The sequence below is a fragment of the Pontibacter sp. HSC-36F09 genome (assembly GCF_024171605.1).
Classification (GTDB): Bacteria; Bacteroidota; Bacteroidia; order Cytophagales; family Hymenobacteraceae; genus Pontibacter.
The window spans coordinates 906,065-932,321 of sequence record NZ_JALKAA010000001.1; the positions used below are offsets into that span (position 1 = coordinate 906,065).

25 protein-coding genes are annotated in these 26,257 nt (G+C 52.6%); 10 read left to right on the forward strand and 15 right to left on the reverse strand.

Annotation, left to right across the window (positions count from 1 at the left end; translation table 11 throughout):
- Positions 1 to 133: 133 nt before the first annotated feature.
- A complete protein-coding gene (locus tag L1278_RS04185) occupies positions 134 to 1,636 on the reverse strand; it encodes an OmpP1/FadL family transporter (RefSeq protein WP_253401226.1) in 1,503 nt (500 codons plus the stop codon).
- A 17-nt stretch (positions 1,637 to 1,653) separates the two neighbouring features.
- Positions 1,654 to 2,928, reverse strand: coding sequence for a hypothetical protein (locus L1278_RS04190; protein ID WP_253401228.1), 1,275 nt, complete (start codon positions 2,926 to 2,928; stop codon positions 1,654 to 1,656).
- Between the two features lie 185 nt (positions 2,929 to 3,113).
- Between L1278_RS04190 and proS the strand changes: the two genes are divergently transcribed.
- The 3 genes from proS (at position 3,114) to floA (ending at position 6,271) form a co-directional block, all read left to right on the forward strand.
- Positions 3,114 to 4,592, forward strand: a complete 1,479-nt coding sequence (gene proS / locus L1278_RS04195) for a proline--tRNA ligase (RefSeq protein ID WP_253401230.1) — start codon at positions 3,114 to 3,116, stop codon at positions 4,590 to 4,592.
- Between the two features lie 209 nt (positions 4,593 to 4,801).
- Positions 4,802 to 5,275 (forward strand): NfeD family protein, encoded by a 474-nt coding sequence (locus L1278_RS04200; protein ID WP_253401233.1) that lies wholly within the window; start codon positions 4,802 to 4,804, stop codon positions 5,273 to 5,275.
- A 9-nt stretch (positions 5,276 to 5,284) separates the two neighbouring features.
- Positions 5,285 to 6,271 carry a flotillin-like protein FloA gene (gene floA, locus L1278_RS04205; RefSeq protein WP_220627511.1) on the forward strand — a complete coding sequence of 329 codons (987 nt, stop codon included), beginning with the start codon at positions 5,285 to 5,287 and terminating at the stop codon, positions 6,269 to 6,271.
- 4 nt (positions 6,272 to 6,275) lie between these two features.
- Here floA and L1278_RS19500 read toward each other — a convergent pair whose 3' ends face one another.
- Both L1278_RS19500 and L1278_RS04210 read right to left on the reverse strand, forming a co-directional pair.
- Positions 6,276 to 6,398, reverse strand: a complete 123-nt coding sequence (locus tag L1278_RS19500; RefSeq protein ID WP_256488438.1) for a hypothetical protein — start codon at positions 6,396 to 6,398, stop codon at positions 6,276 to 6,278.
- Between the two features lie 181 nt (positions 6,399 to 6,579).
- A complete protein-coding gene (locus L1278_RS04210; protein WP_253401235.1) occupies positions 6,580 to 7,416 on the reverse strand; it encodes a hypothetical protein in 837 nt (278 codons plus the stop codon).
- Between the two features lie 98 nt (positions 7,417 to 7,514).
- Here L1278_RS04210 and L1278_RS04215 point away from each other — a divergent pair, with 98 nt between their 5' ends.
- Both L1278_RS04215 and chrA read left to right on the forward strand, forming a co-directional pair.
- Positions 7,515 to 8,498, forward strand: a complete 984-nt coding sequence (locus tag L1278_RS04215; protein ID WP_253401237.1) for an isopenicillin N synthase family oxygenase — start codon at positions 7,515 to 7,517, stop codon at positions 8,496 to 8,498.
- A 65-nt stretch (positions 8,499 to 8,563) separates the two neighbouring features.
- Positions 8,564 to 9,733, forward strand: a complete 1,170-nt coding sequence (gene chrA, locus L1278_RS04220; protein WP_253401239.1) for a chromate efflux transporter — start codon at positions 8,564 to 8,566, stop codon at positions 9,731 to 9,733.
- A 92-nt stretch (positions 9,734 to 9,825) separates the two neighbouring features.
- On the opposite strand, the gene rfbA is transcribed toward chrA, so the two are convergent.
- From rfbA to prmC, 5 genes are all read right to left on the reverse strand, one after another.
- Complete coding sequence (gene rfbA / locus L1278_RS04225) at positions 9,826 to 10,701, reverse strand: glucose-1-phosphate thymidylyltransferase RfbA (protein WP_253401241.1); 876 nt, start codon at positions 10,699 to 10,701, stop codon at positions 9,826 to 9,828.
- 105 nt (positions 10,702 to 10,806) lie between these two features.
- Positions 10,807 to 11,856, reverse strand: coding sequence for a dTDP-glucose 4,6-dehydratase (gene rfbB / locus L1278_RS04230; protein WP_253401243.1), 1,050 nt, complete (start codon positions 11,854 to 11,856; stop codon positions 10,807 to 10,809).
- A 3-nt stretch (positions 11,857 to 11,859) separates the two neighbouring features.
- On the reverse strand, positions 11,860 to 12,891 hold the full coding sequence (gene galE, locus L1278_RS04235) for a UDP-glucose 4-epimerase GalE (protein WP_253401245.1): 1,032 nt from the start codon (positions 12,889 to 12,891) through the stop codon (positions 11,860 to 11,862).
- A 58-nt stretch (positions 12,892 to 12,949) separates the two neighbouring features.
- The gene (locus L1278_RS04240) at positions 12,950 to 13,387 is read right to left on the reverse strand and encodes a PH domain-containing protein (protein ID WP_253401247.1); all 438 of its coding nucleotides are present in this window, start codon (positions 13,385 to 13,387) and stop codon (positions 12,950 to 12,952) included.
- 162 nt (positions 13,388 to 13,549) lie between these two features.
- Positions 13,550 to 14,404: a peptide chain release factor N(5)-glutamine methyltransferase gene (gene prmC / locus L1278_RS04245; RefSeq protein ID WP_253401249.1), complete on the reverse strand. Its 855-nt coding sequence runs from the start codon at positions 14,402 to 14,404 to the stop codon at positions 13,550 to 13,552.
- A gap of 206 nt (positions 14,405 to 14,610) precedes the next feature.
- Between prmC and ribD the strand changes: the two genes are divergently transcribed.
- Together ribD and L1278_RS04255 are read left to right on the forward strand one after the other, a co-directional pair.
- Positions 14,611 to 15,663, forward strand: coding sequence for a bifunctional diaminohydroxyphosphoribosylaminopyrimidine deaminase/5-amino-6-(5-phosphoribosylamino)uracil reductase RibD (gene ribD, locus L1278_RS04250; RefSeq protein WP_253401251.1), 1,053 nt, complete (start codon positions 14,611 to 14,613; stop codon positions 15,661 to 15,663).
- 75 nt (positions 15,664 to 15,738) lie between these two features.
- Entirely contained in the window at positions 15,739 to 16,221 is a 483-nt protein-coding gene (locus L1278_RS04255) for a GAF domain-containing protein (protein WP_253401253.1), read from the forward strand.
- 83 nt (positions 16,222 to 16,304) lie between these two features.
- Here the strand turns inward: L1278_RS04255 and L1278_RS04260 are convergent, their stop codons facing one another.
- The 6 genes from L1278_RS04260 to L1278_RS04285 all read right to left on the reverse strand — a co-directional run bounded on the left by L1278_RS04260 (position 16,305) and on the right by L1278_RS04285 (position 21,962).
- Positions 16,305 to 16,889, reverse strand: coding sequence for a hypothetical protein (locus L1278_RS04260; RefSeq protein WP_253401255.1), 585 nt, complete (start codon positions 16,887 to 16,889; stop codon positions 16,305 to 16,307).
- Position 16,890: 1 nt separating this feature from the next.
- Entirely contained in the window at positions 16,891 to 17,703 is an 813-nt protein-coding gene (locus L1278_RS04265) for a metallophosphoesterase (protein ID WP_253401257.1), read from the reverse strand.
- Positions 17,704 to 17,949: 246 nt separating this feature from the next.
- A complete protein-coding gene (locus L1278_RS04270) occupies positions 17,950 to 18,633 on the reverse strand; it encodes a phosphatidylserine decarboxylase family protein (RefSeq protein WP_188500665.1) in 684 nt (227 codons plus the stop codon).
- 121 nt (positions 18,634 to 18,754) lie between these two features.
- Positions 18,755 to 20,029: a Glu/Leu/Phe/Val dehydrogenase gene (locus tag L1278_RS04275; protein WP_253401259.1), complete on the reverse strand. Its 1,275-nt coding sequence runs from the start codon at positions 20,027 to 20,029 to the stop codon at positions 18,755 to 18,757.
- 94 nt (positions 20,030 to 20,123) lie between these two features.
- The gene (locus L1278_RS04280; RefSeq protein ID WP_253401261.1) at positions 20,124 to 20,951 is read right to left on the reverse strand and encodes a phosphatidate cytidylyltransferase; all 828 of its coding nucleotides are present in this window, start codon (positions 20,949 to 20,951) and stop codon (positions 20,124 to 20,126) included.
- A gap of 45 nt (positions 20,952 to 20,996) precedes the next feature.
- Positions 20,997 to 21,962, reverse strand: coding sequence for a CPBP family intramembrane glutamic endopeptidase (locus tag L1278_RS04285; RefSeq protein ID WP_253401263.1), 966 nt, complete (start codon positions 21,960 to 21,962; stop codon positions 20,997 to 20,999).
- Positions 21,963 to 22,015: 53 nt separating this feature from the next.
- Between L1278_RS04285 and dusB the strand changes: the two genes are divergently transcribed.
- From dusB to L1278_RS04300, 3 genes are all read left to right on the forward strand, one after another.
- On the forward strand, positions 22,016 to 23,005 hold the full coding sequence (gene dusB / locus L1278_RS04290) for a tRNA dihydrouridine synthase DusB (protein ID WP_253401265.1): 990 nt from the start codon (positions 22,016 to 22,018) through the stop codon (positions 23,003 to 23,005).
- A 249-nt stretch (positions 23,006 to 23,254) separates the two neighbouring features.
- Complete coding sequence (locus tag L1278_RS04295) at positions 23,255 to 24,100, forward strand: DMT family transporter (protein WP_256488470.1); 846 nt, start codon at positions 23,255 to 23,257, stop codon at positions 24,098 to 24,100.
- Between the two features lie 161 nt (positions 24,101 to 24,261).
- Positions 24,262 to 26,250 carry a Na+/H+ antiporter NhaC family protein gene (locus L1278_RS04300; protein WP_253401267.1) on the forward strand — a complete coding sequence of 663 codons (1,989 nt, stop codon included), beginning with the start codon at positions 24,262 to 24,264 and terminating at the stop codon, positions 26,248 to 26,250.
- The last annotated feature ends 7 nt before the right edge of the window (positions 26,251 to 26,257 follow it).

Here is a 26,257-nt window from a genome sequence, read left to right on the forward strand (position 1 = left end):
CTAATTTATCAGAATAATGTGGTATTGCCATACCTTGCTGCCAAAACCATACCGTACACAGGTATAGCCCAACAAAAAAGCGGCATCCCTTTCGGAATCTGCCGCCTTTCTGAAAACAGGAAAAAAATCTTGCTTAGAAGTTATAGCCAAAAGTCACCATAACGGTGTTGAGTTTGTCTTCGATGTCTACCACCGGCACAAATACGGTCGGGTCGTTAAAGTTATAGGGGCTGTACAAGCTGTTAGCCGTGGAGCTGGTAAAAGCCACATCAGCATAGTACTTGTTCAGGCGTATACCTGTGCCCAGCGTAAAGGTATTGATGCCTCCGTCGAAATCAGCATTTTTGTAAGGGTCGCCGGTTATGGCATAACCCGCTCTGAAACGGAACACTTCGTAACGTCCCTCAGCCCCCACCTTAAAGTTAAGCGCTGACTGGTAGTTGCCAGAGATGCGGTCGTTCACGCTGTTAAAATAGCTGCTGTTGCCACCAAAGTCATCGCTTTCAGAGTAGCGGGCATTGGAGTAGTTTACATACTCAAGGTCAGCTGCTATAAACCCATACTTTTGCAGGAAGAAGGCCACACCACCCGATGCACGAAACGGTGTAGTCAATTTGTAGGAAAACTCCCCCGGAAGCTCTGCAGCGCTGTAATTCTCTCCTGGCAAAAACTGGCTGTACATGGAACGCTGATACGTTTCGTCGAAATTGTACAGCGTCGGCGTTTGAACAGAAGCCCCCAATCGGATGACATCAGAAGGACGGAAGATCATACCCAGTTTCAGGTTAACACCCGTACCGCGTGATCTGTACTCGTCACGAAGCTCCAGGCTAGTAAAATCAGAATTGGCACTGGCCTCCGCTTCTCTGAATATCCGCTCCTGTCTGAAGTCAGAAGTGACCACACCAAGTGAAGCACCCAGGTATATTTTGTCGCGGTAACTGGTACCACCCGCTATGTCAATCTGGTTCTGCGATCCTCTCCTGATAATTTCTTCCGTTTGGTTGATTTCACCCTCACGGTAGGTAGGTATAGCGAAACCGTCTTCGTCGAAATCAAACAGAAAGGTGCCGTAAGCCAGGCCCTCCATGGAAGTGAATCCATTATCGAACTCATTATCCAGATCGGTTTGCGTGCGGCCACGGAGGTTTGCCAGTTCGGTAAAATACTCCACTATAGTTGGATCTTGTCCACCAGCGGTGTTGCGGTAAGAGGTTCTGCTGTTGAAGTTATTGAGCCTGCTGAAGCTGATGCCAAAAGTAGCGCCACGCCAGTCACTGCCCTCGTTGGCTTGCCGGTCGGCAAACACAAAGCCGATATGGGGTACAGCCACATTATTGCGTTCATCATTCGTCGAAAAGCCACCCACGCGACCTGTTGAGGAGGAGAAGCTGAGGCCTGGGGTGATGCTGAATTCCGACCGTCTGAACATTCCAAGACCGGCTGGATTGGAGGCCATGGTAGAGACATCCGCTCCGAGTGCTGTTTGTGCTCCTCCTATACCTTGAATACGTGCAGATCCGGTGATTCCGTAACGGGTGTAGCGCAGGGCATCTACCTCGTCCTGGGCAAAGGCGGTTCCGCCCCAGCCCAGCATAAGTGCCAGGCTGGCGGAAACAATCTTAGTAATTTTCATGGATTAGTGGTTAGTGGTTAGTTTCCTCCTCTATTTCCACGGCCACCGCCGCTGGAGTTAGTTCGTGCCGGAGGGCTTGATGTACCAGAGTTTCTGGATGGTGGCGAGTAGCTCGGCTGCGAACGCTGCACCGGCTCACTACGCTGGTAACTTGGTTGAGAACGTTGCACCGGCTGGCTGCGCTGGTAGCTTGGCTGCGAGCGTTGTACTGGCTCACGCTGAATCTGCTGACGCTGTACTGGCTGCTGCTGTATTCTCTCCTGGCGTTGTGTAGGCTGCTGTATACGCTGCTGGCGCTCCCGTGGCTGCGTAGCTGGCGACACATACTCTTCTCTTGACTGATTTATGCGCTGCACAGGCTGCTGACCTTCAGGTTGCTGGCGCGATGGCCTCACCTGGCCGCTCTGCGGATCGTAACCACGGTTGGTAGTTGCCGGTCTGGCTGGCAAAGCACGGCCGGAGTTCTCTCCTGCGTTGATCTCCTGGGTTCTTGAATTCGTATTGCCGTTGGCACGCTCTGTTCTGCTTGGGCGGGCATAGTCTGCACCTTGTGTGCGCTGCTCGTTGCTAACTGCTTCTGATCGGTTTGGCCGGCCAGTTACACGCTCCGGGTTGCCGGTTGCCGGCACCACACTGCGCTCGCCACGCGGTCCGTACTGTACCTGACGCTGCTGCACCACTACCGGGCGGTCATAGATAAAGCGGTTTCCGCCATAGTAGCCTCGGTTATACCCATTATAGTAGCCTGCATAGTAGTTATTGTATGGCCAGTACCTGTTACCCCAGAATGGATCATACATACCATAGTGGTGTCCCCAGCGATTCCAGCCAGAGCCCCAGCCCATACCCAAACCGATGCTCACGTGCAAGCCGCTTCTTCTGTGCATGAACGGATCATACATGTAAGGATCATAGAAAGGGTCATAATAGTAAGGATCGTAATACGGACTTACACTGCGGTGAACGTAAGAAGATGTCCAGTACGGGTCCACATAGGCGTAGTTCGGATTATTCCAGGTTGCCTGTGGGCGATAGGTGCGTCCGTCGTAGTACTCGTCGGAGGCATAGTTCTGCGTGACATCACCAGTGGCGGCCTGTTGGTTTTCCTCGGCAGAAGCATATTGCTGCTGTTGGGGAGCCTGAGCCTGAGGCTGCACATATTCGGTACGGTCTGATGAGCTGTAATACATATCATCATACTCCGTCGACTGCATAGCTACCGGGCTGCTGCAACCAACCGCGAAAAGTGCAATCACAGGGGCTATTGCGGTGTATATGTTTATTTTTTTCATGGCCTTCTGTGTTTCTAAAATGCTTCTATATCAAAGATATAAACACAATAGCGCAAAACCTTATCAATAGTATAATATATTAACGTAATTTTGGGCCGGAATGATTTTAAATCTTCTCTATGTGGAGAGCAATATTCATTCCAAAAAGATTTACAATTACGGATATACAATAAATAATTTTAAAAATGAGTAAAGGGCTGCCAAAAAGAAGCGAAGACTACTCCTTATGGTATAACGAACTGGTGAAAAAAGCCGGTCTGGCGGAGAACTCCTCCGTTCGCGGCTGTATGGTTATCAAGCCATACGGATTCGCCATCTGGGAAAAAATGCAACGTCAGCTAGACGATATGTTCAAGGCTACGGGCCATGAAAATGCGTACTTCCCGCTGTTTGTGCCCAAGAGCTTATTTGAGGCCGAGGAGCAGAACGCTGAAGGCTTTGCCAAGGAGTGCGCCGTTGTGACGCATTATCGTCTGCAATCAGATCCTGACAAGCCTGGAAAACTGCGCGTGGACCCGAATGCTAAACTTGAAGAAGAACTGATTGTTCGACCAACTTCTGAGGCCGTGATCTGGGACACTTATAAAGGCTGGATCCAGAGCTACCGCGACCTGCCATTGCTCATAAACCAGTGGGCAAACGTGGTGCGCTGGGAAATGCGTACGCGTCTGTTCCTGCGCACGACGGAGTTCCTCTGGCAGGAGGGCCACACAGCCCATGCTACCGCTGAGGAGGCTATCGCTGAAACCAAGCAGATGCTGGAGGTATACGCCACCTTTGCTGAGCAATACATTGCCCTGCCGGTTATCCGCGGGGTAAAAACACCAAACGAGCGCTTCGCCGGCGCCCTCGACACCTACTGCATCGAAGGTTTGATGCAGGATGGCAAGGCCCTGCAGGCAGGCACTTCCCACTTCCTGGGCCAAAACTTTGCAAAGGCCTTTGATGTGAAGTTTGCCACCAAAGAAGGTGGACTGGAGTACGTATGGGGCACTTCGTGGGGTGTGAGTACGCGCCTGATGGGTGCGCTTGTGATGGCTCACTCCGACGATGAGGGATTAGTACTTCCTCCAAAACTGGCTCCAATCCAGGTGGTGATAGTGCCGATCTACAAAGGCGAAGAGCAACTGGCCCAGATCAGCGAGAAAGTAGAGCAGCTCCGAAAAGAACTGATGGCCAAAGGCATCAGCGTGAAGTTCGACGACCGCGATACCGAGCGACCTGGCTTTAAGTTTGCCGAGTGGGAGCTGAAGGGCGTGCCGGTGCGCATCGCCATTGGTGCCCGCGACCTGGAGAACGGCACGGCCGAAGTCGCCCGCCGCGACACCAAGGAGAAGAGCACCCAGCAATTCGACAGCCTGGCAACCTACATTCCCGCCCTGCTCGAGGAGATTCAGGAGAACATCTACAACCGCGCGCTGAACTACCGGGAGGAACACACCACCAAAGTAGACAGCTACGAGGAGTTCAAGCAGGTGCTCGACACCAAAGGCGGTTTTGTGCTGGCCCATTGGGATGGCACACCGGAGACCGAAGAACGCATCAAGGAGGAAACCAAAGCTACAATCCGCTGCATAGCCCTGGATACGCCGGAAGAAGACGGTGTGGACATGGTTACAGGAAAGCCATCGAAACAGAGAGTGTACTTCGCAAAAGCTTACTAATTGTTGATTGATATTGGCTGATTATTTTCAGCTGCTGAATACAAAGAGCGCCGCTTTCCAGACAGGGAGGCGGCGCTTTTACTTTCTGTCCAGTCCGGATTTCACCCGCTGCTACGCCATACATACTTCCCTTTGCTATCGGTATCCAACAATTAACAATCAACAATTATCAATTATTTGCTATATTTACCTAAACCAACTCCAAAACTATGCTCATAGACTGGCTTACAGTAGTGCTGCTTATTGGCATCGGCCTTGTCCTGATCGTGGTGGAGCTCATATTCGTGCCGGGCATTACCATTGTGGGCGTTCTGGGCGTTATACTGGTAGGTGTGGGCGTCTGGATCAGCTACGCCGCCTTGGGTACAGAAACGGGGCATCTCGTATTAGCAGGCTCGATTATAGCCGGAGGGCTGACGCTTTTCTACAGTTTCAGGTCGGACGCCTGGTCGCGGTTTGCGCTCAAAGACAGTAATAAAAGCCGGGTGAACGAAGAAAACCCCCACTTGCTGGAGGTAGGCGAAGAAGGTATAACCGTATCGGCGCTGCGCCCACAGGGCACGGCCATTTTTAAGGAGCGGCGTCACGAAGTACAGTCAACCGGCACCTTTCTGCCACCCAATACGCCCGTGCGCATCATCAAAATAGTAGCGAATAAAATCACAGTAGAAGCAATTACCTAAAACAACTCAATGGAAAATTTTTCACTCTTATTCCTCATTGCGGGCGGCATCATCCTGCTGTTCATCTTCCTTTACTTTGTTCCCATCAGTCTTTGGATTACGGCACTGTTCTCTGGCGTTAAAGTAGGCCTGCTGGAGCTGGTATTCATGCGCATCCGCAAGGTGCCACCAAGCCTTATCGTCAACTCCATGATCAATGCCACCAAGGCAGGTATAGACGTGACCACCACCGAACTTGAAACTCACTACCTGGCTGGCGGTAATGTACCCAATGTAATCCGGGCGCTTATCTCAGCTGACAAAGCCAATATTCCGCTTTCCTTTAAGCAAGCCACAGCTATTGACCTGGCAGGTCGTGATGTGTTTGAGGCCGTGACAACTTCTGTAAATCCGAAGGTAATTAATACACCCAACGTGGCCGCTGTAGCGCAGGATGGTATTCAGCTCATCGCCAAAGCCCGTGTAACGGTGCGCGCCAACATTATGCAGTTGGTAGGTGGTGCTGGTGAGGAGACGATTCTGGCTCGTGTGGGTGAGGGTATCGTAACATCCATCGGTTCATCTGCATCGCACAAGAGCGTGCTGGAAAACCCTGATATGATTTCGAAACTAGTGCTACAGAAAGGCCTCGATGCAGGCACGGCTTACGAAATCCTGTCTATTGATATTGCCGATATTGATGTAGGAGAGAACATCGGTGCTAAGCTACAGATCGACCAGGCAGGCGCCGACCTGAAAGTAGCCGAGGCAAAAGCTGAAGAGCGACGCGCCATGGCTGTTGCCGTGGAGCAGGAAATGAAAGCCAAGGCACAGGAGGCCCGTGCCTCCGTTATCGCAGCCGAAGTAGAGATTCCGCAGGCCATCGCAGCGGCCTTCCGTAGCGGTAACCTCGGCATCATGGACTACTACAAGATGCAGAACATTCAGTCAGACACTGATATGCGCAACTCTATTGCCAACCCTAGTCAGGGCGGACCAAACAAACCGAAGGAATAAATCTTTAGCACACATAACAATGGCGGCTATACCTGATGCAGGTATAGCCGCTGTTGTTTTTGGCCAATTCAGACTGGTTTTTGTGCTTTCTGTTGGCTCCTGCCACCGAGCGGTATCCGACTACCAAACTCTAAGTAGCGGTGTTACAGGTAACAATAGACTATAGCAGATGGTAGTGTATGATGACGCATTCAGAGCAGTTTAGCTATACCTGTACTCATACATACCTATACCTGCTAAAAGACAAAAGCCCGCAGCGCTTATGGCTACGGGCTTTTGTCCGTTTATGCGTTACGTCAATTTAAATCTTAGCTTTCTTTCAGCGTGATCGTGCGCGTTACTGTGTTGTAAGGACCAGGTATAACAGCGCCGGCGTTGTTGATCAGCTCCAGCTTAATGGTGGTTTCGCCCATTGGCAAGCCTTCGATAATATGTGGCATCCACTTGTCAAGGATGAACTCGTTGCCGTTGATCGTCGCACGCACCTTGTTGCCGGTAGTCGACAGGTCGGTGTTCACCAGGTAGAAATCCAGCATAATACGTCGGGTGTCGCTGCCTACGTACTCGCCTTTCGGACGGCTATAGAACATGTGCTGCCCCTCCATGTCGAAGTCCATGCGCTGCTGCGGACGGCCCACTGTCACCATGCGCAGGTCGTAAGCGCCTTTGTGCTTCAGGCTTTCGTGGTAAGAGCGCGATATGAAAGAAAGCACTACGTGCTCGCCTTCCTCCATCTCTTTCGTGAAGGAAGTCTCGTAGTGAGCGGTGTAAGGCTCGTTGTCAACGATGTTGTGAATGTGCTGTCCCTCCTTTGAGTTAGCCATCAACTCCGAGTTGGAGTGAGGCGTCATGCGCGTGAGCTGGAAGTTAGACAGTTCGTATACAAACTCAACCGGGCCAGGCTGTACTACGCCGTTCTCTGGAGGAGTATTCAGTCGCAGCTGGGACTCCGGGTATTTCTGGGAATCGTCGAAAGCGAACACACGCAATCCGCCTTTGCTCATCACGGCTCCCGTCGGGGTCGGCCCTGTGGTGGTTGCCATCACCGGGGTGCGTGTTTCATCATCCTGCATCTGGCGTGTGGTGTCGCAGGAAGCAAAAGCCAGCATAAGGGCCGAAGCAAAGAGTAAGTAGGTTTTTTTCATCTAGAGGGGGTTTGAATTAGCAAATAGCCAATATACTGTTTTTATTTGTATATTGCGCACTACGTAATATTAACGTAAAAGTATACAAAAAAGACTATATGAGCGAGATTTTGTTTGATGAAGTTCCTTCATTGGACCTGGCTGATTTTACATCGGGGGATGAGGGGCGCAGAACGCGTTTTGTGCAGGAGTTGGGAAACGCTTATCAGAACATTGGCTTTATCGCCTTGAAAAACCACGGCCTGAGCGATGACCTGACGGAAAGACTCTACGCAGCCGTTAAAAAATTCTTTGCCTTACCAGATGAGGTGAAGCAGAAGTATGAAAACCCTGAACTGGCCGGCCAGCGAGGCTATGTGGGTAAGGGGAAAGAGAAGGCCAAGGGTTTCAACACCGGTGACCTGAAAGAGTTCTATCACGTGGGTCAGGAACTGAGCGGTATACCTGACAACGACCCGATTAAAGCAGAATATCCGGAGAACATCTGGCCAGCCGAGGTACAGGAGTTGAAAGAAACTACCTTGGAAGCATACACCAAACTGGAGGCAGCCGGCAAGCAGGTACTACGCGCCATCGCCATCCACCTGGGCTTAGAAGAAACTTATTTCGATGACAAAGTAAAGTATGGCAACAGCATTCTGCGTCCGATCCACTACTTCCCGATCGAAAACCCGGACAGTGTACCGGCTGATGCAGTGCGTGCCGCAGAGCACGGCGACATTAACCTGATCACGCTCCTGATGGGTGCCAGTGCTGACGGTCTGCAGGTACTGCGCCGCGATGGCAAGTGGATTCCGATAACGGCGCTGCCAGAGCAAGTGGTAGTGAACGTGGGCGACATGCTGGCCCGCCTGACCAACAACAAGCTAAAGTCGACCATTCATCGTGTGGTAAACCCTCCGCGTGAGTTGATGCATACCTCCCGCTACTCTATTCCGTTCTTCATGCACCCCCGTTCTGAAATGGACCTGACCTGCCTGGAAAGTTGCATTGACGAGCAAAACCCAAAAGCCTATCCGGATGCTACTGCAGGCGAGTACCTGAACGAGCGCCTGGTGGAACTGGGACTTAAAAAAGCTTAACTGAACTGAAACCAGTAAGAAGAGAGATGGTGCCCGCGCTGTCTCTCTTTTTTTGAACCTACGGCATGAGTCTGCGCTACTACATCTTCCTGAAAGACGTACTATTGCTCGCCCTGACCTCGTTCGGCGGACCGCAGGCGCATATCGCTTTGATGCTCCGGCTGCTGGTGAACAAGCGCCGCTATTTAACGGAGCAGGAACTCATCGAACTCAATGCCCTTTGCCAGATATTGCCTGGCCCCACCTCCACGCAAACCCTCACAGCTATTGGCTATCGCATCGGCGGACCCAACCTGGCTTACCTGACCCTACTGGTATGGTTACTGCCTGCCTCCTGCATAATGGCTGCTGCGGCACTGGGCATTTCCTACATGCAGAAAAATAACATCTCGCTTGATTTTTTGCGCTTTATACAGCCCATGGCGGTTGGTTTCGTTTCGTATGCAGCCTATGCCATCAGCTCCAAAGTAGTCAATACCAAGCTGGCCATTGGCATTATGGTGGTCTCCGGTATACTGGCCTACTTTTTCCATTCTCCCTGGGTATACCCTCTACTCCTGATTTCCGGAGGGGCTATTACGGCGCTCCGCTTCAGACAGCATCCGCAGGAGAAGGACAAAAAACTCCGCATACAGTGGGCAAACTTTATCCTCTATGTGGCAGTACTGATCGTAGCAGCTGTGCTGGGTGGGGCCACCTCATCCCTTCCAATCAGACTGTTCGAGAACTTTTACCGGAACGGCAGCTTGGTATTTGGGGGCGGGCAGGTACTCATCCCCCTGATGTTCACCGAGTTTGTCGACTTTAAAAAATATCTGACAGGTGAAGAGTTTCTGTCCGGATTTGCTGTTGCGCAGGCCCTTCCTGGGCCGGTTTTTTCCTTCTGCGCTTTTATCGGGAACCTGGCTATGCGGGAACATGGGGTATGGGGACAGCTGCTGGGCTCACTGGTAGCCACGGTCGGCATTTTCCTGCCCGGCACATTCCTTATCTTCTTCGTAATTCGTTTTTGGGACGACCTGAAAAAATACAGGGTTGTGCGGGCATCGCTGGAAGGCATTAATGCCGTCAGTTCAGGTATGGTGGTGGCGGCAGCCATTATGCTTTACCATCCCATCGACAATACCCCGCTTAATTTCGGCATTGTAGTGGCCACCTTTTGTGTCTTGCTTTTCACCCGTATACCTGCGCCCATCATTATCCTGGTAGGCTTTGCGCTAGGCTTTATATTTTAACGCTCGCTATACCTGTATTCAGGCTATACCTAAATAAAAAGCTGCCATGCAATTGCACAGGCAGCTTTCCTGTTAAAATGGTTGAGCTATACCTACCGTATTGTTTTTTCTTTCATGATGCGAAGCAAATACTCACCATAGCCACTTTTTCGCAATGGCTCGGCTGCGGCCTTTAGCTGCTCGTCTGCGATGAAGCCCATGCGCCAGGCCACCTCCTCGATGCAGCCGATCTTGAGCCCCTGCCGCTCCTCGATCACCTGTACAAACGTGGCCGCCTGCATCAGCGAAGCTACTGTGCCCGTATCGAGCCAGGCCGTGCCCCTATTCAGCACGCTCACCTTCAGCTTGCCGCGTCTCAAGTACTCGCGGTTAACGTCCGTAATTTCGTACTCGCCCCTAGCGCTAGGCTCCAGATTTTTGGCGATGCTGACCACCTCGTTGTCGTAGAAGTAGAGGCCAGGCACGGCGTAGTTTGACTTAGGCTCCCGCGGCTTCTCCTCTATGGAGACGGCCTTTCCGCTCTCGTCGAACTCGACCACCCCGTAGCGCTCAGGGTCTTGGACGTGGTAGGCATAGACCACGCCGCCCTCGGGGTCGGCGTTCTGGCGCAGCACCGCCCCCATCCCGGCCCCGTAGAAGATGTTGTCTCCCAGCACCAATGCGACCTTATCATCCCCGATGAATTCCTCCCCGATCACAAAGGCCTGTGCCAGCCCGTTGGGTACCTCCTGCACCTTGTAGGAGAACTTGCAGCCGATCCGGCTTCCGTCCCCGAGCAAGCGCTCAAACAGGGGCAGGTCGTGGGGCGTGGAGATAATCAATATTTCCCGGATTCCGGCCAACATAAGAGTCGAAAGCGGGTAGTAGATCATGGGCTTGTCGTAGACGGGCATGAGCTGCTTGCTCACGGCCAGCGTCAGGGGGTGCAGGCGGGTGCCGGAGCCACCAGCCAGAATAATGCCTTTCATGAATTCAATTGTTAAATTGTTGAATGGTTAAATTTTTAGTTGGCCGACCGGCACTAGCTACTGCTGTCAGCCATAGCGTCGTCCAGTTTCCAGCCATATAACCATTTACCGCTTCTCGTATTGCTCGCGGTAGTAGTCGCGGTAGTGACCCGAGGTGACCTCTGCAAGCCAGTCCTCGTTTGCCAGGTACCAGTCCACGGTCAGGCGCAGGCCCTCCTCAAAAGTCACTGACGGCTCCCAGCCGAGCTCATCCATCAGTTTGGAGGAGTCGATAGCATAGCGGGCATCGTGGCCGGCGCGGTCCTTCACGAAGGTGATCAGCTTCCGCGACTCGCCCGGCTGCCTTCCTAGCTTCTCGTCCATCACGTCGCAAAGCAGTTCTATCAAATCAATATTGCGCCACTCGTTCACCCCGCCCACGTTGTAAGTCTCACCCAGTTTGCCTCGGTGGAAGATACAGTCGATGGCCCGCGCGTGATCTTTCACGTAAAGCCAGTCCCGCACATTCTCGCCCTTCCCGTACACGGGCACGGGCTTTACGCTCTTGATGTTGTGGATCGCAAGCGGAATCAGCTTCTCGGGAAAATGGTTGGGACCGTAGTTGTTGGAGCAGTTGCTGAGCTTGACGGGCAGGCCGTAGGTATGGTGCCAGGCCCGCACGAAGTGGTCCGAGGCGGCCTTGGAGGCCGAGTAGGGCGAGCGCGGGTCGTAGGCCGTGGACTCGGTGAAGAGCCCATCTGTGCCCAGCGAGCCGTATACCTCGTCGGTAGAAACATGGTAGAACAATTTGCCTTCGTAGTCGCCGGCCCAATGTCTCCGGCAGGCTTCCAGCAGGTTGACTGTGCCCATCACGTTAGTCTGCACGAAGGCCATCGGCCCGGCAATCGAGCGGTCCACGTGCGACTCGGCCGCCAGGTGGATGACCGCCTCAAATCTGTGCTCAGAAAATATCTCCTCTAGGAAGGCGGCGTCGGTGATGTCGCCCCTGAGGAAGGTGTAGTTCTCCCTACTCTCCACGTCCACCAGGTTCTGCAGGTTGCCCGCGTAGGTGAGCGCGTCGAGGTTGAAGATGTTGTAGCCGGGGTAAGCTTCCACAAATAGCCGCACCACGTGCGAGCCAATGAAGCCGGCTCCCCCGGTGATCAGTAAGTTCATAAGCTATACTTGCTTTGCTGTTTCCTTCAAATGCATTTGCCAGTCCCAAGCACTTTTCATAGCTTCTTCCAAGGTGCTGGTGGTCTTAAAGCCCAACTCTTCCGTCGCTTTAGTCACATCGGCGTATATTTTTGGCACATCACCCGGGCGACGAGGACCTATCTTATAGTTGAGTTTCTCGCCGGTGGCACGCTCAAAAGCCTGCGCAGCCTCCAGCACCGTGTTGCCCGTGCCTGTGCCCACGTTGAAGAACTCGATGTTTTCAGCCTTGCCGGACAAGAGCCTCTCAATTGCCACCACGTGTGCTTTGGCCAGATCCACCACATGCACGTAGTCGCGGATGCAGGTGCCGTCCGGGGTGTCGTAATCGTTGCCAAAGATGGTTAGCTGCTCCCGTGTACCTGCGGCTGTTTGGGTGATAAAGGGCACCAGGTTGTTCGGAACTCCTAACGGAAGCTCGCCTATTTTGGCGGAAGGATGCGCTCCGATCGGGTTGAAGTAGCGCAGCGCAGTCGTGTACATATCGCTGCCACTGGTTGCCAGATCTGTCAGGATTTCTTCGCAGATCTTCTTGGTGTTGCCGTAAGGCGAGTTGGCCTTCTGCACCGGGGTCTGCTCTGTTACCGGCAGCTTGTCAGGTATACCGTATACCGTGCAGGATGAGGAGAACACTAACTTATTCACGTTAAACTCTTGCATTACCTGCAGCAAAGCCACCAGCGAGCCCACGTTGTTGTGGTAGTACTTGAGCGGCTCTTCCACCGACTCACCCACGGCCTTGTAGGCAGCAAAATGGATAACGCCCGCTATACCTGTTTCCTCTTCAAAGACCTGGCGCAGTGCGGCCGTATCCGTACAGTCGATGCGGTGGCAGGTAGCTTCACTGCCCAGTATGTCGGCTATACCTTGCAGAGAACGCTCTTCGGTGTTGGAGAAATTGTCGATGATGATGGGTTCGTAGCCTGCCTGTACCAGCTCAACCACGGTGTGAGAGCCAATGTAGCCCGCCCCTCCTGTCACTAAAATCTTCTTCATATGATTTGTTTTCAAGCTCTTTTAAAGCCTTCTCGTTTTGTAGCTGCCTGGTGGCAAACTACTGTTTTACAACTTGTATGTTCTGGTTGATCAACAATAGGTCAGCGATCACTTCCTGATTATGCTCCGGTGCAATGTATATTTCATCAAAGCGGTTGTACCTAATCACCAGTCCATTACGGGCTAGCGCTGGCTTCATCCCCACCCAACTCGTTTTCCCTTCCTCTATCCGGGTGATGCTCCCTACTTCTACTGCCCCTCTCCAGGGGCCGGACTTATACCTAAGCTTGCCGTCCTGGAGCCAATAAAAAGTGCCAAAGTAAACCCAGGCGATAAGGGTAACCGGTGCAAGTAGCGGAAGCAGCATATAGAGCTTCTCTGCAAAAGCCTCCCTGTCGAGCAGGAAGACAGCGACTGGCAGCAAGAGCATCCCGATCAATATAAATTTGATCAGGCCTTTCCGGTTGGCTGCGTATACCTTGGGTTGGCTCATCATACTAAGTTTACAATACACTTAAGCTATACCCGGCTCCGCATACTTATTCTGCTCTATAACGGGCCTTCACAAAAATATAATATTAAAATGTATTTATTGTTACGAGTGACCCGGCCTCAGTGGTATGGCCGGAGAAGCCACTGCTCAATCAAAAGAAGGATTTTAAAGCTCCCCTTTCACGATTCTGTCTTTGCCGAAAAGGTCCTGTACTACCTGCGCCTGCGTGAAACCGGCCTCCAACAACAATTGCCGCACTTCGTGACCATACTGTTCATTTATTTCGAAGTATAACCGTCCGCCCTTCTTAAGCAAATCTGCCCCCACCTCCGCGATGCGTCTGTAATATTTCAGTGGATCTTCGTCGGGCACAAACAGGGCCAGATGGGGCTCAAACGCCAGCACATTGGCGCGCATCAGGGCTTTCTCCTGCTCCTTCACATAGGGCGGGTTGCTGGTAATAATATCCAGAGAGTGAGCCGCTATACCTTGTATTGGCTCGAAAACATCCTGCTCCAGCCAGGCCACCGGCAACTTTAGCTGACGGGCATTGGTGCGGGCTACTTTCAACGCCCCTTCCGACACTTCCAATCCGTATACCCGGTCGTTCTGCAGATGAGCGGCCAGCGCCAAAGGTATACAGCCGCTGCCTGTGCAGATATCGAGCACCTGCAAACCACTTCGTCCCTGGTGTTCGCGCACGACCAGATCCACCAACTCTTCTGTTTCGGGGCGAGGAATCAGCACACGTTCGTCCACCTGCAAGTCGAGGCCGTAGAAGTGGGCGGTGCCGAGCACGTACTGCACAGGTTCCTGTTTTTTTAATCGCTCCACCGCCTGTTGCACCTGCGCTTCCTGCTCCGGATTTAATTCTTCCTGCTGGGCCAGACTCAGCTGCATCCGGCTTTTCTGTAGCACATGCTCCAGCACGAGCTGTGCAATGGCGCCGGCCTCCGGTTCAGGGTAAGCCTCCTGTATGTTTTCGCGGATGTGTTGAGATGTTTGCTGTATGGTGGCCACAGGTATAGGTTTTGTGTGATTTTAGGTACCTTTGCAAAAGTAAAATTTTATTGCATATAAGCATCCGGACAAAAGAACTTTAGACAAAGGGAACAAGCCTTTTAAGTATAAAGCGGCCTACATCCAGATCTGATGAACACTTAGTAAAGAGATGGTACTCCGAACGATGGGCACCTATTTTATTCAGTAACTTTTAACTTTCTAACTTGACTGACGAACTGTACATGCGGCGTGCGCTGGAACTGGCCAGACTGGGCAGTGGCTATACCTACCCCAACCCGATGGTGGGCTGTGTGGTGGTACACGAAGGGCGCATTATCGGGGAAGGTTGGCACCGCCAGTTTGGTGGTCCGCATGCCGAAGTCAATGCCATTGCCAATGTGCCCGACAAAAGCCTGCTGCCCAAAAGCCGGGTGTACGTGACCCTGGAGCCTTGCTCGCACTTTGGCAAAACCCCGCCTTGTGCCGATTTGCTGATCAGCAGCGGTGTGCGCGATGTGGTGGTTTGCAACACGGACCCCAACCCCAAAGTAGCCGGACGCGGCATCAGGAAGTTGTTTGAAGCAGGAGCTCAGGTAAAAGTGGGTGTACTGGAAAACGAAGGGCTGGAACTGAACAAACGATTCTTTACCTTTCATACCTATAAACGGCCTTACATTCTGCTCAAATGGGCGGAGTCGGCAGACGGATTTATCAGCGGCCCCAACAACCAGCAGGTGCAGATCAGCGGCCCACTGTCGCGCAGGCTGGTGCACAAATGGCGCTCCGAGGAGCAGGCCATTATGGTGGGCAGCCACACGGCGGCCTGCGACAATCCGCGCCTCGATACCCGCTTCTGGCCCGGGCACAGTCCGCTGCGTGTGGTCATCGACCGCAAGCTGCAACTGCCCGACCATCTGCATTTGTTCGACAAAAGCCTGCCGACGGTGGTATATACCTACCAGCACCGGGAGCAGCAGCACGAGCACCTGGCTTATGTGCAGCTTCGCGAAGATGCGCCACTGCTACCACAACTGCTACAGGACCTGCACCAGCGCCAGGTCTTGTCGTTGCTCGTGGAAGGTGGCACTTACCTGATCAAAAGTCTGTTGAAGGAAAACCTGTGGGACGAAGCGATTTGTTTCAAAAGCGAGGGCTTGGTGTTGCGCGACGGAACGCCAGCTCCAGGTATGGCGCACAGTCACTTGATCGAAGTACAGACCACTGGCGCCGACAGGCTTTTGCATTACCGGAATAGTATCTCAGAACTTAACTTTTAAACCCTGCGCGAAAGGACTATACTGCACAGGTATAGATCTCCTCCATCGCGCACTTATACCTATACCTTACCCATTATGGCTGAATCACTTATAGTAGACCAGAACCTTAGCAAAGAAGAAAAATATAAAGCGCTCGTTCCCCAGATTGAGGCGCTGGTAACCGGCGAAACCGACCTGATTGCCAACCTTTCCAACATGATGGCCGCCCTGCGCCAGGGCATGGGCTTCTTCTGGGTGGGTGTGTATTTCAACAAAGAAAGGCAGCTGGTGCTGGGACCATTCCAGGGGCCGGTGGCCTGTACGCGTATACCTTACCACAAGGGCGTATGTGGTGCCTGCTATACCCGCCGCGAAACTATACTAGTGCCGGATGTGGAGGCCTTTCCGGGTCACATCGCTTGCAGCAGCGACTCTAAATCTGAGATCGTGATACCGGTGATAAAAAACGGTGAAGTGAAACTCGTGCTGGATGTGGACAGCGACAAGCTCAACGATTTTGATGAAGTAGACCAGAAGTACCTCGAGCAGTTGATGAAGCTGGTGGAAAGCTGGTATTAAACCTTCCTAAATAGCAAAAGAAATGGCCTTGTCTCTGCTCTGAGACAAGGCCATTTCTTTTTGACGCTATACCTGAAAGCATTCTACAGCCTCACCCGCACGCCCAGCGCCAGGTTAAAGATCTTGCCCGGACTCAGGTATTTCGGGTTCTGGATGTACGAAATCAGGTACTCTGCGCTGGTATTCAATTCGTAATATAGCCCAAACCGCTGCAGTTTCTCCACACGGGCAAAGTCCAATTGGCCACCCAGGTGCAGGTATAGGTGCAATGCCGTCGGGAATCCGTAATAGCCTTTCTCGTATTTATCACGCGGTTCCACAATAAAGTACTCCTCCCCAAAGGTATAGCCCAGTTGCAAACCGGCGCGTAGCGGCTGCCAGTCCAGCGACCTGACAAGTATCGCTTTAAAAGGTATAGCGGTGGCTTTAAGCGCTGCCGTCCAGATATGGTCCCCTCCGATGCTCTCCGGCAGGTAGCCCACAAACAGGTCCGTCTCCAGCTTTTCGTCAAAAAAGCTCCGCCCTATACCTACCGACGCAAACCCGATGCTGCCCGCATACTGTACTTTGGCATGGTAGGGCGAAAATGACATATCCTGGCTGTATACCGCCTGAGGGCTAAGCAGAAGAAGCAGGCTAATGAGTGCTATGACAAAGATCCGCTCCATGTTAGTAGGCAATCCGCTTATAATCGTAGCCCCCCTCCCATACCCTCAGGTAGGTGAATTCGCGCTGCTTCACGGTGGAGGTAGCCAGGTATAGCAGGGTAGAATCGTAACGAAAGTCGGCTCTGAAGCTATGAATATGCCCATGCAAACTCAGCTGCACCCGTTCGCTGTCTTTTAATGTGTTGTGGAAGGCTCTTTCTAGGGCTGTATCAAAATCATTGTCATACGGCGGTATGTGCGACACCGCAATTGCCTGCTCCCAGTTATCGCCGTTCTGATGCATTAGTTGGCTGCTCAGCCAGTCAATATCGGGCACTTTGCCATTGTAGTTGTACTCCAGGCTGTTGGTGTCGATGAAGACAAAGCGGGTATGGCCGTAGTCGAAGGTGTAGTTAAAGTCGCCGTACATTTGCTGGTATACCTTGCGCCCGTTGGCCAGCAGGTCGTGGTTGCCGACTACGGTCAAGTAGGGCCACTTCAGCCCTTTCATGATGTCGTGCACCCAACGGAATTCCTGCGACATGCCGAAATCAGAAATATCGCCCTGGTGAATGACGAAATCGATGTAGGGAAACGTGTTGGCTTTGTCGACGAAAGCGTTGGCGGCATCATAGAAGCGCTGGGTGTCGCCCATTACGAGCAGGTGCAGCGTGTCGCCGGGCTGCTGGGTCTGCAGTCGCGCCAGGTTGCGTGCGGTCAGGTCTCGCTCGTCTTCGTTTAGTATAATCTGATTCGGGTGGTATTCGAACAACTCTTCGCAGGCCGGAAGTAGGGCCAGGCTCAGCAAAAGGAACAGGAGGTAAAAATATTTCATAGGTGCTAGTGACGCCGTGATCATGCTTTTGTCCTAACGTTCTTCAATGAAGAATGTTAGTTAACTGCTCACACACGTCATTATACATTGTAAATTTAATGTTTAAACGTCAAACTTACTTCCGAACGGCTGCTTATATTTACGAGCGGTCTGGCTAAGGTATAGCCTATCAGCAAAAAGGCCCCGCCGGAGATCGTCTCTGGCGGGGCCTTCTTAGGTCTTTGCTTGTAAAGCTAATTGCTGATTTTATCCGAAAAATGTTGGGGTTTCGGTCTTGAGTTGGGCGATGACGGTCTGGCCGCCTTTTGTTTTCTGCCCGAGCTCCACTTTCACTTCTGTGTCCAGCGGCAGAAAGATGTCCACGCGCGAACCGAACTTGATGAAACCGAACTCCTCGCCCTGGCTTACCTCATCGCCCTCGTTCACATACCACACAATGCGCCGCGCCATCGCACCGGCAATCTGGCGGAAGAGCACCTCGGGTCCGGCAGTTGACTCTACTACCACCGTGGTGCGCTCGTTTTGCGTGCTCGACTTCGGGTGCCAGGCCACGAAGTAGTTACCCGGGTGGTATTTGAAGTAACTTACGATACCTGAAACCGGGTTGCGTGTAATGTGTACGTTGATCGGTGACATGAAAATAGAGATCTGCTTGCGCTTGTCTTTGAAGTATTCGGTCTCCTCTACTTCCTCAATCACCACCACTTTGCCGTCGGCAGGTGCCACGATCAGGTCTTCGTGCAACAGCAGATTGCGGTAAGGGCTGCGGAAAAATTGCAGAATGAGCAGGAAGAGCACTACCGAAACACCGGAGAAAATCTTGTTGAAGGTATTGTTGTCAGCGTTGAAATGGTAGAGCAACAGGTTGAGTACCACCAAAATCAACAGTGTAAAAAATAGAATCCTTCTTCCTTCTTTATGAATTTTCATCCGTGAAAACTAAATGCTACAGGTCCTTTATAAGTTATAATAGCCCATCCAGTTCAGTAGATGGGCTATTATCTGTTCCAAAATTATATAATCTTTCGATTATTTTACTAAAAATCTTCGCTTAGAAGCCACCGCGGAACTTATACGTCATGGCTACTTTATCGATGGCCACAATATAAGCAGCTATACGCATCGGTACGTTGTACTTTTGCGAAGCGGCGTACACGCGCTCAAACGACTCGTTCATGATGCGCTCGGCACGCTCGTTCACGCGGTCCAGCGTCCACTTAAAGCCCATGCGGTTCTGCACCCACTCAAAGTACGACACGGTTACACCACCGGAGTTCGCCAGGATGTCCGGCACCACCATGATGCCTTTCTCGTTGATGATATTGTCGGCTTTGTAAGAAGTGGGGCCATTGGCACCTTCCACGATCAGGCGGGCCTGAATCTGGTCCACGTTCTTGATCGTGATCACGTCCTCCACAGCAGCTGGCACCAGCACGTCCACTTTGGAAACCAGCAGCTCGTCGTTGCTGATTTTCTCGGCGTTCTTGTAGCCCTCCAGGCGGCCTTTGTTGTTGTTTTTGTATTCAATGGCCTCTTCGATGTCGATGCCGTTGTCGTTCCAGTAAGCACCGCTTACATCGCTCACACCCAGAATCTTCACACCGCGCTCGGCCATCAGTTTGGCAGCCCAGGCACCCACGTTACCAAAGCCCTGTATCACAGCCGTTGATTTGGCCGGGTCCATACCCAGTTTATCCATGGCTGCCATCGCCGATACCATTACACCACGGCCAGTTGCCTCCACACGGCCAAGCGAACCACCCAGCACCAATGGTTTGCCTGTTACCACAGCGTGTATGGTAGAGCCTTTCATGCGGGAGTATTCGTCCATCAGCCAGGCCATTTCGCGTGGGCCAGTACCCATGTCAGGCGCAGGTATATCCTGGTCAGGGCCGAAGGTATCCACCAGCGCCTGGGTATAAGCTCTGGTCAGACGCTCCATTTCACCGGCAGACATCGAGAAAGGATCGCAGATGACACCACCTTTGGCGCCACCGTACGGTATATCCACCACGGCACACTTCCAGGTCATCCAGGCAGCCAGGGCTTTTACCTCGTCCAGGAACACGTCTGGTGCAAAGCGCACACCACCTTTGGACGGGCCCAGGATAGTGGAGTGAATAACACGGTAACCTTCAAATACGCGTACTTTTCCATCGTCCATCGTAACAGGTACGTTCACGATCACCTGACGCGTTGGCGTTTTGAGTACATTGTAAACTTCCTCATCCAACCCAAGGATCTCTGCCGCGATGTTGAAACGCGACATCATCGATTCAAATGGGTTCTCCCTGTCCTTTATCGGTGCTGGCTCTTTGTATAACATTATTTTAAGCTTGATTTTATCGGTGGTTAACAATTATGGTGGTAAAGTTATGTAATTATTATATACACACACCTACACCTTAATCAACAATAAATTAGAAAATTTTAATGAATGCGACAATAAACGGAACGGCCAGCACCAGGCTGTCGAAGCGGTCGAGAATGCCTCCGTGGCCAGGCAGCAGCGTGCCCGAATCCTTTACGCCCAGGCTCCGCTTCAGCAAGGACTCCACTAGGTCGCCCAGCACGCCGAAAACCGCTACGATGATCGCTATGCCAATCCACTGATAGAGTTCCAGGTCGAGGAAGAACATGGACAGTACCCAGCCAACAATGATCGTCAGGATCGTGCCACCAATCCAGCCTTCCCAGGTTTTGCCGGGGGAGATGCGCTCGAAGAGTTTGTTTTTGCCGAAGTTTTTGCCCGCGATGTAAGCGCCCGTATCCGATGACCAGATCAACAAAAGCAGCCCCAGGATAGGCTGCCAGCGGTACTCACCCTGCAGGTAGCCCAGTAGCTGGAGCAGCGAGAAAGGCACGGCGATGTAGACCACGCCCAGTAAGGTAAAAGCGATGTTCGTGAAAGGCTGCGGCTGTTTACGGTATAGCTCCAGTACAAAAACCAGGAAAAGGGCCGGCAGGAAAAGGTATAGCAGTTCGGTCGGGGCGTCTGCTTGCTCAAACATGAAAACGAAAATGAAGATTCCAGCTGCCAATAGGGTGCCGTATACCTTGTTGGCCTTTATACCTGCCGCACCGGCCAGTCTGTAAAACTCCAGCGTGCCCAGCACGGTGAGCCCCAGAAACAGAATGAAGAAGGTCCACTCACTAAAGATGATGCCGCCGATAAAGAGGGCCGCCCCTAATACTCCGACAATCAGGCGTTGCTGTAAATTACTAAGGGCAGATAGCTTGGTGCTCATGCGATAAGGGTTGCCGGCAGCATCAGCCGGGTGATTTGTCTGGATTTAACTGTTCTCCCGCTCTCCTGCGGCTTCGGCTATGCTTTCGGGGCGTGTAGGCGTTTGCATAAACTGCTTGTAAAGGTAGTAGATTACGGCCGCACTCAACACCGCCGATATCAGAATGGTCATAACCGGCATCGGCTCCGTCGACTCGACATTGAAGTCGATGGCGCCCGTCTGCTGCAGGTATAGCAGGAATACGGTGAAGCCATTGTTGAAGAAGTGCGCGATGATCGGCACCCAGATATTGCCCGACCACAGGTATAGGTAACCGAACAAAGCGCCCAGCAGCACGCGTGGTATAAAACCGAAGAACTGCACGTGTATGGCCGAGAAGATAATGGCTGCCACCCACACGGCCACGTGCGCATTGCCGGACCAGCGGTGCACCTGTCGCTGCAGCACCCCCCTGAACACCAACTCTTCGCCGATGGCAGGTATAACAGCAATCACTAACAGGCCCATCAGCAGGCGCGGCAAGGTTCCGAAGTTGGCAATCAGTTTGGTCAGCTCGGCCAGTTCATCTTCTTTAGCACGCGCCCACTCCTCAAACCCTCGCATAAAGTCTGGCAAACCAAGCTCAGCGTTCCAGTTGATGATGAGTGAGTTGGCCGGCATGATAAAGATGATAACCAAGCCCGATAACAGCAGTAGCGCCGCCGTGGGCAGGTGTTTCCAGTTCAGGTAATGGCCGATGTTCACACCCGCCAGTCGCAGCATCAACAGCGGCCCAAGCACAAAAGAGCAGAACTGCACCAGGCCCTGAAAGAACAAAAGCGCATCAGCAGCTTCCGGATGTTCCGTCGGGTTAGCCAGCAGATTGGTCAGGTCGATCACCTCGATTCCGAGCACCGTCGTTACTAGCGCCAGGTATATGAAACTGGCCACAAAATAGCCGCCCAGCATAAATGCCAGCAACAACAGCAGCACTAAAAATGGGTGTCGATCTTCGGAGATGAAACCTTTCATAGAGAAGATTAGGTTTAATTGACGTAAATTTACGTGAAATTTTAAATTTTGCTTTGGTAAAGATAGCGAACATAGAACTGGGCGAGTTTCCGCTGCTGCTGGCTCCTATGGAAGACGTGAGCGATCCGCCTTTCCGAAAAGTGTGCAAGGCCAACGGGGCAGACCTGATGTATACCGAGTTCATCTCTTCTGAGGGTCTGATACGTGATGCCGCCAAAAGTGTGCAAAAACTCGACATTTTTGACTACGAACGCCCGATCGGCATCCAGATCTTCGGCTCCGACATCGACTCGATGCGCGAGGCCGCCATCGTGTCGTCGCAGGCAGGCCCCGACCTGATCGACATTAACTACGGTTGCCCTGTGAAGAACGTGGCCTGCAAGGGCGCCGGCGCCGCGCTGCTACGCGATGTGCCCAAGATGGTGAAGATGACCGAGGAGATTGTAAAAGCCACCCACCTGCCCGTGACCGTGAAGACGCGCCTGGGCTGGGACGAGGACACAAAATACATCGTGGAGACGGCCGAAAGACTGCAGGATATAGGTATAAAAGCCCTGAGCATCCACGGCCGCACCCGCGTGCAGATGTATAAAGGCGAAGCCGACTGGAGCCTGATTGCCGAGGTGAAGAACAACCCGCGCATGCATATCCCGATCTTTGGCAACGGCGACATCGACTCGCCGCAGAAGGCGCTCGAGTACAAGAACAGGTATGGCGTAGACGGTATTATGATTGGCCGCGCCTCTATTGGGCACCCCTGGATTTTCAATGAGATCAAGCACTACATGGCCACCGGTGAAGTATTGCCAGCGCCGACACTGGAGGAACGAGTAGAAGTATGCCGCCAGCACTTCACGCACTCCCTGGAGTGGAAGGGTGATAAGCTGGGTATTTTCGAGATGCGTCGCCACTACACCAACTATTTCCGCGGTCTGCCACACTTTAAGCCGCTGCGCATGAAGTTGGTGCAGTCCGAAGACATCCAGGAAATTTACGACACGCTGGACGAGATCGCCCATACCATGGCGTATGAGGAAGCCTAACCAGTTGAGGAGTCAGAGAGTTTAGGAATTTAGGAGTGACGAGTTAAAGAATTTGAACTCCTGCCAAAATTAATTAAGGAGTTGGAGCATCAGCATACGTGTTGAGACTTCAACTCCTTTTATATTTGCTGACGAGTTTAGAAGTCCAACATCCAACTCTTAAACTCTCTAACTTCTAAACATATTCTTATCAAAACGATACCTTCTCCCCCACATGAGCAAACAAGCACACCGGCTATTGCCTGGATACTGGTCGTAATACTCGCCCTGATCTGGGGCACCTCTTTTATACTCATCAAGAAAGGCCTGGTCGTTTACTCTTCCGGTGAGCTGGGGGCTTTGCGTATGGTCATTGCCTGTACCGCGTTACTGCCCTTTGCTATCAAGAATGTGCGCAAGGTGGAACCGGGACGCTGGAAGTTTCTGCTGGGCAGCGGTCTTCTTGGCAACTTCCTCCCGGCTTTTCTGTTTGCCATCGCTGAGACACGCCTGGCCAGTGGGCTGGCTGGCGTACTCAACTCGCTAACAGCCCTGTTCACGTTGCTGGTAGGTGCCGCCTTGTTTGGCCAGTCTATCACCTGGATGCGCATGCTCGGCATCGTGGTAGGTATAGCGGGTACGGCTGTGCTCATCTTCTCAGGCAATGGCAACGCCGAACTCGACAACATGTACTATGGGCTGTACATCGTGCTGGCCACCATTTTCTACGGTATCAGCGCCAACCTCATCAAGTTCCGACTGCACGGCATCAAGGCGATTGCTGTTTCCAGTCTGGCTTTGCTCACAGTGGGTCCTGTTGCACTCGTATACCTGTTCACCACCGATTTCTGGTACAAACTTCACCATGTGCCGGGCGCCTGGGAAGCGCTGATGTACATTGCCATACTGGCCGTGTTCAGTACAGCCATCGCCTTGGTGCTCTTCAATAAACTGATCCACATCTCCACCACCCTGTTTGCCAGCTCCACCACCTACCTTATACCTGTAGTGGCGCTTATGTGGGGAGTTTTGGACGGCGAGGAAATTCATCTTTGGCACTATGTGGGCATGGTTATCATTCTGGCAGGGGTGTTTATTGTGAACCGGGCAAAGTAATTTCCGAGAATCAATAAGGCTATACCTTCATCAGCAGCCTCTGTCCTACCCGGGCAGAGGCTGTTTTATTTCATCCCGGCAAGATATGCCAGTATCAGAATTTTCTAATCTCTCGATAATTTACTTATTTAAGGGTTTACAAGAACCGACCCAACCACCCTATGAGGTTATTACAAACCCTTTTGAGTCTTGCGCTGCTGCTGTTTCTCTCCTTTCAGGCAACGGCACAGGAAGACAATTCAGAACTTGCCATACAGGAGCTCAAGCTGCAGGCCGTGAACGATACGGCCTTTATGCTGCACGTCACCAACGAGTCGGGCAACCTGGTCAGGTATAGCGGCCCCCTGTCGGTGCGCATCAACGGCGACTTGCAGGAAATCAGCTTTACGGAAGGCGAGGCCCGCTTCTCTATACCTCAAAAGGCTAACCTGGTACAGGTGAGCGCCAATATCGGCACCCATACCATAGCCCGCCTATACCGTCTCGATGCCGAGTCCGAGCACGGCGTGCGCCACTTCCCGATGTGGCTCTCCATACTGCCGCCACTTATTGCTATCATCCTGGCCCTTATTTTCAGGGAGGTGCTGCTGTCGCTTTTTGCCGGTATCTGGGTAGGTGGTTTTGTGATCTACGGCCTTTCCTTGAAGGCATTTTTCACCAGCCTGTTAGCCGTGGCCGACACTTATCTTGTTGGTGCCCTCACCGATCGGGATCATATTTCCGTCGTCATTTTCTCGATGCTGATAGGCGGCATGGTGGCCATTATCTCCAAAAACGGGGGCATGGCAGGCGTCGTGAACAAGCTCTCGCGCTACGCACACTCCGCCCGGAGCTCGCAGCTAGTAACATGGGTTTTGGGTGTCGCCATCTTTTTTGACGATTACGCCAACTCCCTGATCGTAGGCAACACCATGCGCCCCGTTACAGACAAGCACCGCGTGTCGCGCGAAAAACTGGCCTACATCGTGGACAGCACCGCCGCTCCTGTGGCCGCCATCGCGTTCGTAACCACCTGGATCGGCGCTGAGCTGGGCTATATCAAGGATGCCACTGTCACGCTGGGTATAGAGGAGGGGGCTTATTCGATGTTTTTAAACTCCCTGCAGTATGCCTACTACCCGGTGCTCACGCTGGTGTTTATGCTGATGCTGATCTGGATGAACCGCGATTATGGACTGATGTACAAAGCCGAGCGCCGCGCCCGCACGACAGGCGCCGTGAGCAACCACCGTCCCGACAGCCGCAGCGACGCCCGCCAACACCTGGAAATGGCCGAGTTCGAAGCCATTGACCCTGACCGAAGCCGCGCCTTTAATGCGTTGATACCTGTTCTGGTGGTTATTTTCGGAACCGTCATCGGCCTGCTCTACACGGGTTATAATCCCGAAACCTGGGCTGACCCAAGTATAGGCTTCTTCCGAAAACTCTCCATCACCATCGGCGATTCCAACTCCTATACCGCACTGATCTGGGCATCACTTTCAGGGGTGGTTGTGGCGATAGTCCTTACAGTGAGCCAGCGCATCATGAGCATCTACGAAACGATGGAATCGCTGCTGACGGGCTTTAAAACGATGTTGCCGGCCATGCTGATCCTGATCCTGGCTTGGTCGCTGGCGCAGGTAACCAAAGAGCTTTACACGGCCGAGTACCTCACCTCGCTTTTCTCTGGCAATGTTTCGCCGCGCTGGCTCCCTGAGATTACCTTTTTCCTGGCTGGCATCATAGCCTTTTCAACTGGCTCGAGCTGGGGCACCATGGCCATTCTATATCCGCTGATGCTGCCTGCCACCTGGTATGTAAGCCAGCAGCATGGCATGAGCGTGGAGGAGACCATGCCGATCATGTACAACGTAATTTCGGTAGTGCTGGCCGGTGCCGTATTTGGCGACCACTGCTCCCCTATTTCCGATACCACCATTCTCAGTTCCCTGGCCTCGGGCTGCAACCACATCGACCATGTGAAGACGCAGCTGCCTTATGCCATTACTGTGGCGCTGGTTGCCAACTTGGTCTGCACCTCACTTTCAAGCTGGGGCGTGAATTGGTTTTTAGTATACCTCATAGGAATTGCCGTACTGTGGGGCATCATCAGGCTGTTTGGTAAAAAAGTAGAACACACGCCCGCGCTGGCTGAAGTAGCAAACTAGAAAAGAG